We start from the raw sequence: 14,996 nt of genomic DNA on the forward strand, positions 1-14,996 counted from the left end.
TCGTCGTTTTGCTTTTTTGTAAGCAGTCCGCCGTGTCGGTGGATGCGCATTATAGGGATGCAGCGAATTAACGCAAGAACTTTTTTGAGAAAACTTTAAAAAAACTGCCTTTTGTGTCCTTTTTAGTCTAAACACCACAAAAGAGAAACTTTATTAACGCTTCAGTAACTTTTTAACCGTATTTAAGGCCATAAAAGTACAAGACTCTAAAAACAAAAAGGCCCAGCAATATAGCTGGGCCTTTAAATTGTTCGCGTTTTTAGGTGTTAAGCAATGCCGTATTGATCACGGTATGCTTTTACTGCAGCTAAATGCTCATCCATTGTACCTTTGGCTTCTAGGTAACTAATTAAGTCAGCTAGTTTTACAATAGAGATAACTTTAGTGCCAAAGTCACGCTCGACTTCTTGAATAGCAGATAACTCAGCTTTACCTTTCTCTTGGCGGTCAAGTGCAATTAAAACACCACTTAAGTCTGCACCATTATCTGCAATGATTTCCATAGACTCACGAATAGCTGTGCCTGCAGTGATCACGTCATCAACTAACATGATCTTACCTTTAAGTTCAGAACCTACTAATGTACCACCTTCACCGTGTGCTTTTTTCTCTTTACGGTTAAAACAATAAGGTACATCTTTGTCGTGATGATCAGCTAAAGCAACCGCTGTAGTCGTTGCGATTGGAATACCTTTATAAGCAGGGCCGAATAATACATCGTAATCAATGCCCGCATCTTCAAGTGCTGCAGCGTAAAAGCGACCCAAGCGTGCAAGGTCACGACCGGTATTGAATAAACCAGCGTTGAAGAAATAAGGGCTAGTGCGACCAGACTTTAAAGTAAACTCACCAAATTTAAGCACCTGCTTTTCAAGTGCGAATTCAATAAACTCTTTTTGATAATCTTTCATAACTAATAAACCTACTTCTTTATTAAGCTAATGCTTGCTTTTGAACGTCGATAATCTCACGAATTGAGTGCTTAGCTAATGTAAGTAGCTCATCAAGTTCGTCGAATGAGAAAGGTTCGCCTTCAGCAGTACCTTGGATTTCGATGATTTTGCCAGTTTCGGTCAAGATCACGTTCATATCTGTTTCGGCTTCAGAATCTTCTAGATACTCAAGGTCACTAATTGGTTGACCTTTATATACACCAACTGAAATTGCCGCAATCATATGCTTAAGTGGGTTTGAATTGATCATACCTTTACTACGCATGTAAGTAAGCGCATCAACTAATGCAACGCACGCGCCACTGATTGATGCTGTACGTGTACCGCCATCAGCTTGAATAACATCACAATCGATAGTAATGGTGTTTTCACCTAACGCCTTTAAATCAACCGCGGCACGAAGTGCACGTGCGATTAAGCGTTGAATTTCCATTGTACGACCGCCCTGCTTACCGCGCGATGCTTCACGACCATTACGAGTATGTGTTGAACGAGGTAACATACCGTATTCAGCCGTAACCCAACCTTTACCTTGGCCTTTCATAAAGCGTGGTACACCTGCTTCAACAGTTGCTGTACACAAAACTTTAGTATTTCCAAACTCTACTAATACTGAACCTTCAGCATGCATAGTGTAATTACGTGTGAATGTAACCGGTCTAATTTGGTTAGGTGTTCTTTCGCTTGGACGCATTAACGATCCCCTTAATTCTGAATTTGCCACATTATAAGTCGATGTGGTGCCAGATGCCATGTTCATTTACATAATTAACTGCATCAGAAAAGCACATTTCAGAAAATTTACGCTAGAGGTTAAAAGCTGATTCGGTATAATCAGTCAACTTTGTAAATTTAATAACACTAGGAAATCATCCATGATCCACAGCATGACAGCTTATGCGCGCCGCGAAATTAAAGGCGAATGGGGCACTGGCACTTGGGAAATTCGTTCAGTAAACCAACGTTACCTTGAAACTTTTATCCGCGCACCTGAGCAATTTCGTGGCATGGAACCAGTTATTCGTGAGCGTTTACGTAAACATTTACAGCGCGGTAAGGTTGAAGTTTTCTTAAAGTTTGCTGCAAATCCAGCGCATGTTGGTGAGTTAACGATTAATGAATCACTCGCTGAGCAATTAATCAAAAGCGCACAATGGGTGCAAAACCAAAGCAATGGTGACATCAACCCTGTTGATATTTTACGTTGGCCTGGCGTTATGGAAGCCGAAGAGCTCGATATGGATAGTGTAAACACTGCGCTAATTGCAGGGTTTGACCAAGTAATTGAAGATTTTAAACAAGCTCGCGGCGATGAAGGCGCAAACTTACAAGAAATGATAGCAACTCGCCTTGATGCTATTTTAGAGCAAGTAACTATTGTTGAAGGCCACTTACCAGAAATTGCTAAATGGCAGCGCGAAAAACTAAACCAAAAGCTAGAAGAACTAAAAACAGATATTGATGAGTCTCGCCTTGAGCAAGAACTTATTTACCTTGCGCAAAAGCAAGATGTTGCTGAAGAACTTGACCGCTTAAAGTCGCATGTTAAAGAAACCAAAAAAATCTTAACTAAAGGCGGCGCATGTGGCCGACGCCTAGACTTTATGATGCAAGAGTTTAACCGTGAAGCAAACACATTAGCATCAAAGTCTATCAACAGTGATATCACAAACGCTGCTGTAGAACTGAAAGTGTTAATCGAGCAAATGCGTGAACAGATCCAGAATATTGAATAAGCACGCTTTACAGTTTTTTATAAGACCCAGCACCTGCTGGGTCTTTTGTTTTAAAAAGTCTAAAAGCAGGCAAACTTGAGCACTTTTAGCGAAATAAAGTACAATAGTTCAATTAAAGGCTTGGATTAGCGATAGTCCGAGCCTGTTTATTTTTTATTAGAGACAGATCATGGCGCAAACTCGCGGAAATTTATTTATCTTGTCAGCTCCATCAGGGGCTGGTAAATCAAGCTTAATTGGTGCTTTACTAAAGAAACACAGCGATATGAAAGTATCGGTTTCGCACACCACTCGCTCACCTCGTCCGGGTGAAGAAAACGGTGTGCACTATCACTTTGTTTCTGTGGATGAGTTCAAAGCGCTAATTGAGAAAAATGACTTTTTTGAATGGGCGCAAGTGTTTGATAACTACTATGGTACGTCTAAGCAAGCAATCGAAAGCCAACTTGCAGCAGGTATTGACGTATTTTTAGATATCGATTGGCAAGGTGCTCAGCAAATCCGCAAATTAGTTGATGATGTTGAGACTATCTTTATTCTTCCACCATCAAAAGAAGAACTTGAATCACGCTTAAATAACCGTGGTCAAGACTCTGCAGAGGTAATCGCAGGAAGAATGGCAAAAGCACAATCAGAAACATCGCACTATAATGAGTATGATTATGTTGTTGTTAACGATGACTTTGATACTGCACTTACAGAAATCGAAACTATCGTTATGGCTAAACGTTTATCGTTAAAAAGCCAAACTGTGCGCCATCAGGCGTTATTAGAGAACTTACTTAAGTAATACTTTTTAAGAATAAGATAAAAATTAACCACAAGCTATTGGCGAATTTAACTTGGTACAGTAAACTACGCCTTTGCTTAAGAATTTATTTGGAGTGCTGAGATGGCTCGCGTAACTGTTGAAGATGCAGTAGATGCAATTGGTAATCGTTTTGACTTAATTTTAGTTGCGGCTCGTCGTGCCCGCCAAATCGCGGTTGGTGGTAAAGATCCACTCGTTGATGCTGAAAATGACAAACCAACGGTTATTGCTTTACGTGAAATTGAGAAAGGGTTAGTAGATAGCTCTTCTATGGACTTAATTGATCGTGAAGAACAACAACATCAAGAAGCAGCAGAAATGGCTGCTGTGGCTGCTATCGTAGGTGGCAACCAGTAATCAAGCTCCCCGCTTTGATTTAGCTATACGGCTAGTATTTCTACACTAGCCGTTGGCAAGCCCTTCTTTTCATCGTATATTCTATTCATACCGTTACCGATTTACTTCATTTGCGCATTGGAGTGTGACTTTGTATCTATTCGAAGGCCTCAAAAAGAAAATATCCGAATACTTACCACCTGCTGATATTGAGCTGGTACAAAAAGCATACGTGGTCGCTCGCGAAGCCCACGAAGGCCAAACACGCTCAAGTGGCGAGCCTTATATCACCCACCCTGTCGAAGTGACACAAATACTTGCCGGCATGCACTTAGACCACGAAACGCTGATGGCTGCCCTGATGCATGACGTGATTGAAGACACTGACTTTAGCCAACAAGACTTAGCTGAAATTTTTGGCGACACGGTTGCCGAGCTTGTTGAAGGGGTGAGTAAGCTAGATAAACTCAGCTTTAAAGATAAAAAAGAATTCCAAGCAGAAAACTACCGCAAAATGATCATGGCGATGACTCAAGATATTCGCGTGATCTTAATCAAACTGGCTGACCGTACTCACAACATGCGTACTTTAGGCGCACTGCGCCCTGACAAACGCCGTCGTATTGCCCGTGAAACCCTAGAGATTTATGCGCCAATTGCGAACCGCCTTGGTATTCATGATATTAAAAATGAATTAGAAGATTTAGGCTTTCAAGCGTTATACCCGATGCGCCATCGCGCATTAAGATCAGAAGTAGTCAAAGCACGTGGTAACCGTAAAGAAGTTATCAGTAATATTAAGACTGAAATTGAAGCGCGTTTAGAAGAGTCTGGCATCGAAGCAACTATATCAGGCCGCGAAAAACACCTTTATAGCATTTACAAAAAAATGCTCAATAAAGAGCTGTCGTTTAACGAAGTGATGGATATCTACGCGTTCCGTATCAATGTTGATAATATGGATACCTGTTACCGCGTATTAGGTGTTGCTCATAACCTTTACAAACCAATCGAAACCCGTTTTAAAGATTACATTGCTGTACCAAAAACCAATGGTTATCAATCACTTCATACCTCATTAGTTGGCCCTCATGGTATTCCTGTTGAGATTCAAATTCGTACCCACGACATGGATCATATGGCAGATAAAGGGGTGGCTGCTCACTGGATGTATAAAAAAGCCGGTGATAGCGCAGGCCACACAGCACAGCAGCGTGCTCGCCAATGGATGCAAAGCTTACTGGAGCTTCAGCAAAGTGCGGGCTCATCATTTGAGTTTGTTGAAAACGTTAAAACAGAGCTATTCCCTGAAGAGATCTATGTTTTCACGCCAGATGGTCGTATCGTTGAACTACCTATGGGTGCGACAGCAGTCGACTTTGCTTATGCAGTTCACACTGATGTAGGTAATACCTGTGTAGGTGCACGCGTTAACCGTAAACCTCACCCACTAAGTAAAGCACTTGATACAGGGCAAACGGTCGAAGTCATCACCAGCTCAGGGGCGCACCCTAATGCAACTTGGCTAAATTTTGTTGTAACAGGTAAAGCACGTTTAGGTATCCGCAATTACCTGAAGAGCCAACAGCATGAAGAAGCCATGCTGCTCGGTCGACGTTTACTAGACTCAGCACTTGGTGAAACCAAACTGGATGATATTCCAGATGAAAACATTCGCCGTGTACTTCAAGAGCATGAACTAAATACCGTACTTGAGCTATTAGTCGAAATAGGCTCAGGTAATCTTATGAGTGTGCTTATTGCAAAACGCTTGATGCAAGTTGATGCTGACGACCTAGATGACCTTGCACAAAAAGCAAAAGCAACCATCATAGGTACTGAAGGCATGTTAGTTAATTACTCTAAATGCTGCCGACCTGTACCTGGCGATGCTATTACTGCTTATATAAGCCAAGGTAAAGGCCTTACAGTTCACCGCCAAGAATGTAAAAACATTCGTGGTTGGGAAAAAGAGCGCTCAAAATACTTAGTTGTAAAATGGGACGATAACCCAGAGAAAGAATATATTGCAGCCCTTCGTATTGAGATTATCAATCACCAAGGTGCGCTGGCTAAATTAACCAATGTTGTTGCCTCAACCCAAGCCAACATTGTTGAAATAGCGACTGACGAAAAAGAAAGTAATTTATACATGATAGATTTAGGCATCACGGTTAAAAACCGCGTTCATGTTGCTAACATTATGCGCCGCATTCGCGTTATGCCTGATGTGCAAAGAGTCTATCGTAAAAAGTAACAAGGATAATCATGAACAAATCTTTTATTTCTACTGATAATGCACCAGCAGCAATCGGTACTTACAGCCAAGCAGTTAAAGTAGGCACGGCTGTTTATTTATCAGGTCAAATTCCACTTGTGCCAGAAACAATGGAAGTGATCTCTGAAGACTTTACTGAGCAAACTCACCAAGTATTCAAAAACCTAACAGCTGTTTGCCAAGCTGCGGGTGGTCAAATTCAAGACATGGTAAAAGTGAATATCTTTTTAACTGACCTATCTAACTTTGCGATTGTTAACGAAGTGATGAGCCAGTACTTTAAGCAACCATACCCTGCACGTGCCGCAATTGGCGTACGTGCGCTACCAAAAGGCGTGCAAGTTGAGATTGACGGTATCATGGAGCTACCTTCAACAAACTAATCAGCCCTGCCAGCAACGCAAAGTTGCTGGCACTTTTTTAGAAAAAGTTCTTACTTCCCTCACCCGAAATTCTTGACTCATTAGCAAATCTCTAGCACTCTGTTGTTATAACAAGTAAAACCTTTAGCTAATGTAGTAAAAAAGGATCTCCAGGTGTTTAAGCTCGCTCACAACGGCAACGTTTTATTAGATGTTCATGAAAACTCGCCTCCTAGTGCTGCGTTTATTATCGAAGCATTAGAAAAGTCACCATTTTGCGAATGCAGAGTGGATCATGAAGCTATCAATAATTTCTTCAAAAGCGATTCAAATGAGCGCATGCTTGTTGTTGCCTCTAAACATGATGCGAGCCTAGTTGTTACCCTGAGTGATGACAAAATGCTGGCTACAGGCGAGCTGACTTTAGCTGAAGGTGGCAAAGTCATGACGCTTGACGATGCTAAAAAAGAGCTTATCAAAGCAGGTGTTGCCCGCGGTTATAAGCAAGCTTTCTTAGAAAAGTTATTACAACAACAGTTTGAGCTACCTGCAGGTGAAGTTGCTAAAGGAGTGCTCGCAAAAGGCCGTTTACCGATTGATGGCCAACCGTCTAAGTTTGTACCACAGGTTGAGACCTTAAAAGACCGCTTAAAAACACCTAAGCTACGTGAAGACGGCACAGCCGATATGCGTGACTTTGGCAAGCTCGCAAGTGTCGAACCTGGTGTATTACTTATAAAACAAATTCCTGCTACTCCTGGCAAAGAAGGATTTACTGTTACTGGTGATGTACTTCCTGCAAAACCGGGGGAAAACACCAAGCTAGTCGCAGGTGAAGGCACCGAAATATCAAAAAACAACCCGCTCGAGCTAATTTCTGTGATCGCTGGTGTACCAGTGGATATTGCCAACGGTATGCGTGTCGATGATATCTTTACTATTGCCGATGTAAACGTAAAAAGTGGTCACGTAGACTTTGAAGGTAGCGTCATTGTTACTCACAACGTTGAACCGGGCATGCGTATTAACGCCAAAGGCGATATCACAGTGATGGGCACAGTGGAATCTGGTCATTTATCAGCGGCTGGCGATATCACTATAAAACAAGGTGTAATTGGTCACCAGCTCGAAGATAAAAAGCTGTCATGTAATATTATCAGCCAAGGTGACATTCACTTATCACATGGTCAATACTGCTACCTTGAAGCCAATAATATCCTCATTGAACGCCAAGCCAGCCATTGCACAATGAAAGCTACTAAGCTGTTGCAGATAGGCCAAGAAGATAATCCGCAAGGTAAGCTATTCGGCGGAGAGATCCTAGACGCACAAATGTTAATTGCCGGCGAAATTGGCAATGAATCTGGCGCTAAAATGGTTATTCACTTAGCAGCTTCGGGTGCTGATGTCACCGCACAAACAGATCAGTGTTTAAAAGATTTAGCACAAACAGATTCACAACTTGATACTTTGCAAGAAGCTATCGAAAAAGCAGATCAAGTAAAAGACGCCGAAAAGAAAAAACAGTTACTCGCAAAAATTGGTGCCACACAAATGCACTATTGCGAGCAAGCTGAAATGCTTGAGAAAAAGCTATCAAGCTTAGAGCATCACCTGCATGATTTACTGGAAGATGCGCAATTAGTCGTTAATAAAAAACTGCATTCTGGCGTCGAAATTCATATTTTCGAAAAAGTTCTACTCACTAACCGCCAATACCCACCATGTAAGGTAAAACTTGAAGAAAACAAGGTTGAGGTAGAGTTTAAGACCAGTTAATAAAAAAGAGGCTTAAAGCCTCTTTTTACCAGGGTCATTACTCTTTAAAGAATTCCTTCCACTTGCTGTTTTAGCTGTTCAGGCCAAACACCAACTTGTACTTGCCCGATATGCTGTTTTTGTAACAACAACATAGCGAGTCGTGATTGACCAATACCACCACCAATTGTTTGCGGAAACTTCTTCGCCAGTAGCTGTTTATGCCAATCAAACTCTAACCGAGCTTGGTCGCCTGTAATCGCTAATTGAGTAGCTAATGCATCAGGGCTTACACGAATGCCCATTGAAGAGATTTCAAATGCATCTTCAAGCACAGGGTTCCAAACTAAAATATCACCGTTTAAGCCTGCAAATTTACTACAGGTTTGTGTTGACCAATCGTCATAATCCGGTGCTCGTACGTCATGAATTTTGCCATCTGCAAGTGTGCCGCCTATACCAATTAAAAATACCGCACCGTACTCTTGTGCTACCGCTTTTTCACGTTGTTTCGCAGTAAAGTCTGGATACATCTGACGTAGCTGTTCACTGTGTACAAAGGTGATTTGCTCGGGCAAAAACGGCGTTAAATCAAACTCGCTTGCGACAAAGCGTTCGGTTGCTTTAATCGCCTGATAAAGTGATGTCACGGTTTCTTTTAGCTTGTCTAAAGTACGCTCTGTACTCTCGCAAATTACTTTTTCCCAGTCCCATTGGTCAACATACACCGAGTGAATTGGGCTTAAAGATTCTTCATCAGGACGAAGCGCCTTCATGTGCGTATAAAGTCCTTCACCTACCGAAAAATCGTAATCAGCCAAGGTTTTGCGTTTCCACTTAGCTAATGAGTGGACTACTTCAAATTGGCTACCCGGAATTGTTTTCACTGCTACCGATACAGCATTTTCAGTACCGCTTAAGTTATCTTGAATACCATCGCCTACTTTTGCCAAGATTGGTGCTTGTACTTCAACTAACCCTAATTGTTGTTCTAATTGGCTTGAAAAAAACTGTTTTACTTTACTAATTTGCTGCTGTTGCTGCAGGTAGTGTGAACTCATAATAATTGGCCTCATTCCCAGTTATTGTTACTTGCTTAATTAGAGAAACCCGCTGCTTGGCCCCTCCTGTTAAAACAATCCTCAACTAAACAAAGATAATTTTCAATAACCCACAATAAAAAGAACTTAACATTGAAATTTTCATAAAAATAATGCTATAAAATTTATTGATTCAATAATTAACACTAATAAATACCATGGAAAATTATCAAATCGATAATCTCGATAAAAACATCCTTAATGCTTTAATGGAAAATGCGCGAACAGCCTATGCAGAACTCGCTAAACGCTTTGCAGTCAGTGCCGGGACTATTCATGTACGGGTCGAAAAGATGAAACAAGCGGGAATTATTACAGGCACCCAAGTCAGTATTGATGCCAAACAGCTTGGTTACGATGTTTGCTGTTTTATTGGTATTAACCTCAACAATGCCCGTGATTACCCACAAACTTTACTGCATTTAAAAGAACTAGAAGAAGTTGTCGAAGCCTATTACACCACAGGTAATTACAGTATATTTATCAAAGTGATGGCGCGCTCAATTGATCATCTACAAGATGTGTTAATTAACAAAATACAAGCCATCGAAGCTATTCAATCAACAGAAACGCTGATCTCATTACAAAACCCAATTAGCCGTGCTGTTGTTCCCTAGGGTATAATCAGCGCCAATTAGAATCCGTCAACGAGCACACAACTATGGATACAACTCGCTTTGAGCGTGTTAAGCGCGTGTTAGACCGCCGCCAAACGGACCTAACGGTTTGTTTAGAAGAAGTACATAAGCATCATAATTTATCGGCCATTGCCCGCACAGCTGACGCGACTGGCTGCCATCACGTACATGCAGTATGGCCAGAGAATCAAAAATGGTTAACTAACAATACCTCAGGTGGTAGTAAAAACTGGCTAGAAACTCACTTGCATCGTAATATCGATGAAGCGGTTGCCATGATGCGTGCGCAAAATCCTGAAGTACAAATTTTAGCAACTCATCTCAGCGACGATGCAGTCGACTTTCGTGAAATTGATTACACCAAACCGACGGCTGTTATTGTTGGCCAAGAACGTGATGGTATTTCGCCGCGTGCCCTTGCCCATGCAGATAAAAACATCATTATCCCTATGCAAGGAATGGTGCAATCTCTTAATGTATCTGTTGCTGCTGCACTTATTCTATTTGAAGCACAACGCCAACGTGAAGAAGCCGGACTTTACAACCGCGATATGCTTGATGCGAAAATAAAGCACCGTATCTTATTTGAAGGCTGCCACCCTATCATTGCTGAACAATGCCGTGAAAAAGAGCTACCGTACCCTGAGCTTGATGAAAGTGGTGAAATTGTTGCTGATGAAACGTTCTGGAACATTTTAAAACACACGCAACCGCTTGAAGCCACTAACGAGAGCAAGTAAACTGAAAAACAGTCTACTAATTAATAATTTGAGTCACCTTTGAGTCATCCTAGCTTAGCGTTATACCCAATTACAGAATTAAAAGGCGTCGGCCCGAAAATGGCCGAGCGCCTTGCTAAGCTAAATATTCATACGGTGCAAGACATGCTGTTTCATTTACCTCATCGCTATGAAGACCGGACCCGCATTCACCCAATTTGCGAACTCCAACCGCATAGCCATGTTAGTGTTGAAGCCACCATTGAAACCAGCCAGATTACCTTTGGTAAAAGACGCATGCTGGTTTGCCAAGTAAATGATGGCACGGGCCGTTTAACGCTGAGGTTTTTTAACTTTAGCGCAGCTCAAAAAAATGCCTTAAGTACAGGTAAAATCATTCGCTGCTTTGGTGAGATCCGCCGTGGTCGTGTTGGCTTTGAAATGACACATCCGGAATACAGCTTATCGGATACCCCTTCTGAGCAACCAACGAACACCACGCTTACGCCGGTTTATCCTGTTACCGAAGGGCTGAAACAGTTATCTATTCGTGCACTTAGCGATCAAGCTCTTGCACTATTAACTAAGTACCCTGTCGAAGAGTTACTGCCAGAGCAGTTTCAACCGACCGGAATGTGTTTAGCCGATGCACTTATGACCTTACATCGCCCACAAAACGATGTTGATTTAACTGCCCTTGAACAAGGTATGCACCCTGCCCAGCAACGGCTAGTGTTTGAAGAGCTGCTTGCGCAAAACTTAAGTCTTTTAAAGCTACGTCAAAAAGGGCAAACGGTAAAAGCAGTATCATTAAAGCCTCATAATCAACTTGAGCAGCAGTTTTTAGCTAATTTAGCCTTTAGCCCAACTAACGCGCAAAGTCGTGTGGTGGCAGAAATCAAAGGTGACTTACAACACCCATTTCCGATGATGCGTCTAGTGCAAGGCGATGTAGGCTCCGGTAAAACCTTAGTTGCAGCACTCAGTGCGCTCACCGCGATAAGCGAAGGCTATCAAGTAGCGCTAATGGCACCAACAGAGATTTTATCAGAGCAACATGGCATCAACTTTAGCCAATGGTTTAATCAACTCGGTGTTGAAGTCGCTTGGTTAGGTGGCAAAAGTAAAGGTAAAGAGCGTGCAGCAACTTTAGAAAAAATCGCCTCTGGGGAAGCACAAATGATTGTTGGCACCCATGCGTTATTCCAAGAGCAGGTTGAGTTTAACAATCTCGTATTAATTATTATTGATGAGCAACACCGCTTTGGTGTTCATCAGCGCTTATCACTGCGCGAAAAAGGCCGCTTTGGTGACTGTTACCCGCACCAATTAGTGATGACAGCAACACCTATCCCGCGAACGCTAGCAATGACAGCCTACGCTGACTTAGAAACCTCAGTGATTGATGAGTTACCACCCGGTAGAACGCCTATTACAACGGTGGCTATTCCAGATGCACGCCGAGACGAAATAATTCAACGTGTGAGAACAGCGTGTACAGAGCAAGGTCGTCAAGTGTATTGGGTTTGCACTCTGATTGATGAATCTGAAGTACTGCAATGCCAAGCCGCGGAAGATAGCGCAGAGCAATTAAAAGCAGCACTGCCAGAGCTAAACGTTGGCTTAGTGCATGGCCGGATGAAAGCCGCCGAAAAGCAAGCCATTATGAGTGAGTTTAAAGCGGGCAATATTCATGTACTCGTTGCCACAACGGTGATAGAAGTAGGTGTTGATGTGCCTAATGCCAGCCTTATCATTATTGAAAACCCTGAACGGTTAGGGCTTGCACAACTCCACCAGCTGCGCGGCCGTGTTGGTCGTGGGGCTACGGCATCACACTGTGTTTTACTCTATCACGCGCCATTATCAGCTACAGCGCAAAAACGCTTAGGTGTGCTGCGTGAAAGTAATGATGGCTTTGTTATTGCTGAGCGAGATCTCGAAATCCGTGGCCCAGGTGAAGTACTTGGTACCAAACAAACAGGCCTAGCCGAATTTAAAATTGCCGACTTAAACCGCGATAAACAAACACTCGATCATGTAAGACCCATTGCCTTCAAAATTTTGAACGACTATCCAGAGCTTACCGATAAATTGATTCAACGTTGGCTTGCTGGCAAATCAAACTACGCACAAGCTTAATCGCAAGTCTAACTAGGCTACAAATTCTCGGCTAGAACAAAAAAGCCCAGCTAATTAGCTGGGCTGACAAGTTAGGGAGTTATCCAAAGGTTGGATTAGAACTTGTATTCAATACCAACACCTAGGTAGTCTTGGTCAACTTGATTGTCTGTATCAAACGTTGAGTAGAAACCAAATACTTTGGTGTTTTTGCTAAGCTTGTGATCAACACCTGCAGAAATAGCTGTTTTCTTATCGCCTTCATCAAAGTCAATTACTTGGTACTGCACTTTGAAAGTATTACTATTCATTTGGTAAGCAGCATTTACTAAGTAGCCATCAGCTTCTGCACTACCATCCACTTTTTCTTGTGTTTGGTACATAGCACCTAGTTTAAAGTCACCTAGTTTACCTTGTACTGTTGCACGAACAATGTCGTAACCTTTTACTTCGCTGTCAGCTGCAACTGATGCATAGAGTTTGCTTTCTTTAAGTTTTGCATCGCCGTAAGTTAACGCTACTGAGTAACCGTTATCAGCGTCTACATCATCTTCAGCCACATAAGTTGCTAATACTTTGAAGCCACTGAAGTCTTTAGAAGCATAAGAAATTGTGTCGCCTAAACGGTTTTCACCTTTAAATGCGTTCTTGATATCACCTTCAAGGTCATTGAATAAATCAACTTTACCTTGAGACTGCTTCATTGCTGTATCGTTACGACCGATAACAACTTGACCAAAGCTACCTTTAACACCCACGTATTGGTTACGTGCAGTGATGTTATCGTCATTGTCGCCTTTTGAATCAGCGTCAGATACGTCTACACCAAACTCAAATTTATAAACAGCTTCTAAGCCTTCAGAAATTTTTTCTGAACCTTTTAAGCCAAAACGTGAGTTATTGCTTTTAATTTCAGTGAAAGACCCTTCGCCATCATCTGATGATTGAACAGTCACGTTTGCTTTACCATATACATCTACATCAGCTAATGCAGAAAAAGATAAACCACCAAATAAAGCTAGGAATAAGCTAGACTTTGCAAATTTCATGTCGTTTCCTCAATAATCGCAACAAAAAACACATGTGTGTTTCGATGCGCGCAGTGTGACAGCGAAAAATGACAGAAAGATGACAATTGAAATAAAAGCGTCAATTTAGCTTCATAAAATGTAATTATTTTTGAAATAAAAACGTAACCTTCTGTTGCAGCATTAATTTTTTATGAAAGCTAAATTAAATTAATTTTAAGCTTTTATTTGTAGTTCAGTTAATAAGGTCACTAACTTCTCTAATAAAGGAGTTTGTTCGTTATCTCTGTGGTAAGCAACAAACACATCGCGCGAGGTATGCGCAACATCTTCAACATGATAAAGCTCACCAGATTTAAGCTGCTCTTCAACTAGTAACTGAGGAATAAACGCACTGCCGCCACACTTCAAAATTAAATCAAGCGCAATACGACCCGTGCTGGTTCTAAAATAAGGAGGAGCGTGACCGTTAAACTCACGAGCATGCCATAAAGAAAAGGTGGTTCCCCAATCAACATAAACATATTGATTATCGAAAAAGTTTTCACTATTTGCTGTTTCAAACGCGCTCACTGGAATAATAGGTAGCTCACAAATTCGCTGTACAACTAGTTCATCTACTTTAGGGGGATCGAACAACACAGCTAAATCTAGAGTACGTTCCAGTAATAAGCGAGTACTCTCTTGTTGTGCTTTGACTTCAGCAACTAACGACACACCCGGCATAGCAGAAACAATATTAGTAATACCAAACTGTAAAAATGCATCCCATATATTAGGTGTTCCCGCTAAGCTAATTTGCTTATGCATATTATCTGCAAGTGCCACATCAACTTTTGCGCGCTGCATACCCGTAATGATCATTTGTGCGTGTGGCAGTAGTCGCTCACCCGGCGCCGTTAACTGTATGTTGTTTCGTTGACGAATAAATAAGTTAACGCCTAAACCTTGCTCTAATTGTCGGATCCGAAAACTCACCGCAGACTGTGTAATATATAAATTTTCAGCTGCTTTACCGAAATGGCGTGTACGAACCACTTCAACAAAAGTCTTCAATAAATCGATATCCATTTTTTACCCTTACGATAAAAATAATTTGTTTAATAAAATCGACAACTTGATCCATACTCCAGCAAGAAATTAGGGCATGAGGATA

General features: G+C 41.7%; 14 protein-coding genes. 9 read left to right on the plus strand and 5 right to left on the minus strand.

Features of this window, described 5'->3' with window-relative positions; all coding sequences use genetic code 11:
- Nucleotides 1–266: 266 nt before the first annotated feature.
- Nucleotides 267–911, minus strand: a complete 645-nt coding sequence (gene pyrE / locus PASHI_RS12860; RefSeq protein WP_054554229.1) for an orotate phosphoribosyltransferase — start codon at nt 909–911, stop codon at nt 267–269.
- Between the two features lie 22 nt (nt 912–933).
- Nucleotides 934–1,647 (minus strand): ribonuclease PH, encoded by a 714-nt coding sequence (gene rph, locus PASHI_RS12865; protein ID WP_054554228.1) that lies wholly within the window; start codon nt 1,645–1,647, stop codon nt 934–936.
- A 181-nt stretch (nt 1,648–1,828) separates the two neighbouring features.
- Between rph and PASHI_RS12870 the strand changes: the two genes are divergently transcribed.
- The 6 genes from PASHI_RS12870 (at nt 1,829) to PASHI_RS12895 (ending at nt 8,255) form a co-directional block, all read left to right on the plus strand.
- Entirely contained in the window at nt 1,829–2,689 is an 861-nt protein-coding gene (locus PASHI_RS12870; RefSeq protein ID WP_054563424.1) for a YicC/YloC family endoribonuclease, read from the plus strand.
- 169 nt (nt 2,690–2,858) lie between these two features.
- The gene (gene gmk / locus PASHI_RS12875) at nt 2,859–3,479 is read left to right on the plus strand and encodes a guanylate kinase (protein ID WP_054563423.1); all 621 of its coding nucleotides are present in this window, start codon (nt 2,859–2,861) and stop codon (nt 3,477–3,479) included.
- Between the two features lie 102 nt (nt 3,480–3,581).
- Nucleotides 3,582–3,857, plus strand: coding sequence for a DNA-directed RNA polymerase subunit omega (gene rpoZ / locus PASHI_RS12880; protein ID WP_054554225.1), 276 nt, complete (start codon nt 3,582–3,584; stop codon nt 3,855–3,857).
- A 130-nt stretch (nt 3,858–3,987) separates the two neighbouring features.
- Entirely contained in the window at nt 3,988–6,093 is a 2,106-nt protein-coding gene (gene spoT, locus PASHI_RS12885; protein WP_054563422.1) for a bifunctional GTP diphosphokinase/guanosine-3',5'-bis pyrophosphate 3'-pyrophosphohydrolase, read from the plus strand.
- Between the two features lie 11 nt (nt 6,094–6,104).
- Entirely contained in the window at nt 6,105–6,497 is a 393-nt protein-coding gene (locus tag PASHI_RS12890; protein ID WP_054554223.1) for a RidA family protein, read from the plus strand.
- A gap of 153 nt (nt 6,498–6,650) precedes the next feature.
- Nucleotides 6,651–8,255 carry a DUF342 domain-containing protein gene (locus PASHI_RS12895; protein ID WP_058583784.1) on the plus strand — a complete coding sequence of 535 codons (1,605 nt, stop codon included), beginning with the start codon at nt 6,651–6,653 and terminating at the stop codon, nt 8,253–8,255.
- Nucleotides 8,256–8,299: 44 nt separating this feature from the next.
- Here the strand turns inward: PASHI_RS12895 and asnA are convergent, their stop codons facing one another.
- On the minus strand, nt 8,300–9,295 hold the full coding sequence (gene asnA / locus PASHI_RS12900; RefSeq protein WP_054563419.1) for an aspartate--ammonia ligase: 996 nt from the start codon (nt 9,293–9,295) through the stop codon (nt 8,300–8,302).
- A 197-nt stretch (nt 9,296–9,492) separates the two neighbouring features.
- Here asnA and asnC point away from each other — a divergent pair, with 197 nt between their 5' ends.
- The 3 genes from asnC to recG are packed head-to-tail and all read left to right on the plus strand — an operon-like array spanning nt 9,493 to nt 12,833.
- Nucleotides 9,493–9,951, plus strand: coding sequence for a transcriptional regulator AsnC (asnC, locus tag PASHI_RS12905; protein WP_054554220.1), 459 nt, complete (start codon nt 9,493–9,495; stop codon nt 9,949–9,951).
- A 44-nt stretch (nt 9,952–9,995) separates the two neighbouring features.
- Complete coding sequence (gene trmH, locus PASHI_RS12910) at nt 9,996–10,712, plus strand: tRNA (guanosine(18)-2'-O)-methyltransferase TrmH (RefSeq protein ID WP_062565951.1); 717 nt, start codon at nt 9,996–9,998, stop codon at nt 10,710–10,712.
- 39 nt (nt 10,713–10,751) lie between these two features.
- Nucleotides 10,752–12,833, plus strand: coding sequence for an ATP-dependent DNA helicase RecG (gene recG / locus PASHI_RS12915; protein ID WP_062565952.1), 2,082 nt, complete (start codon nt 10,752–10,754; stop codon nt 12,831–12,833).
- A gap of 95 nt (nt 12,834–12,928) precedes the next feature.
- On the opposite strand, the gene PASHI_RS12920 is transcribed toward recG, so the two are convergent.
- Together PASHI_RS12920 and PASHI_RS12925 are read right to left on the minus strand one after the other, a co-directional pair.
- Nucleotides 12,929–13,861, minus strand: coding sequence for a porin (locus PASHI_RS12920; RefSeq protein ID WP_054563416.1), 933 nt, complete (start codon nt 13,859–13,861; stop codon nt 12,929–12,931).
- A 195-nt stretch (nt 13,862–14,056) separates the two neighbouring features.
- Nucleotides 14,057–14,911, minus strand: a complete 855-nt coding sequence (locus tag PASHI_RS12925) for a LysR family transcriptional regulator (RefSeq protein WP_054554216.1) — start codon at nt 14,909–14,911, stop codon at nt 14,057–14,059.
- Nucleotides 14,912–14,996: the final 85 nt, after the last annotated feature.

It is taken from the genome of Pseudoalteromonas shioyasakiensis (genome assembly GCF_001550135.1).
GTDB classification, from domain to species: domain Bacteria; phylum Pseudomonadota; class Gammaproteobacteria; order Enterobacterales; family Alteromonadaceae; genus Pseudoalteromonas; species Pseudoalteromonas shioyasakiensis.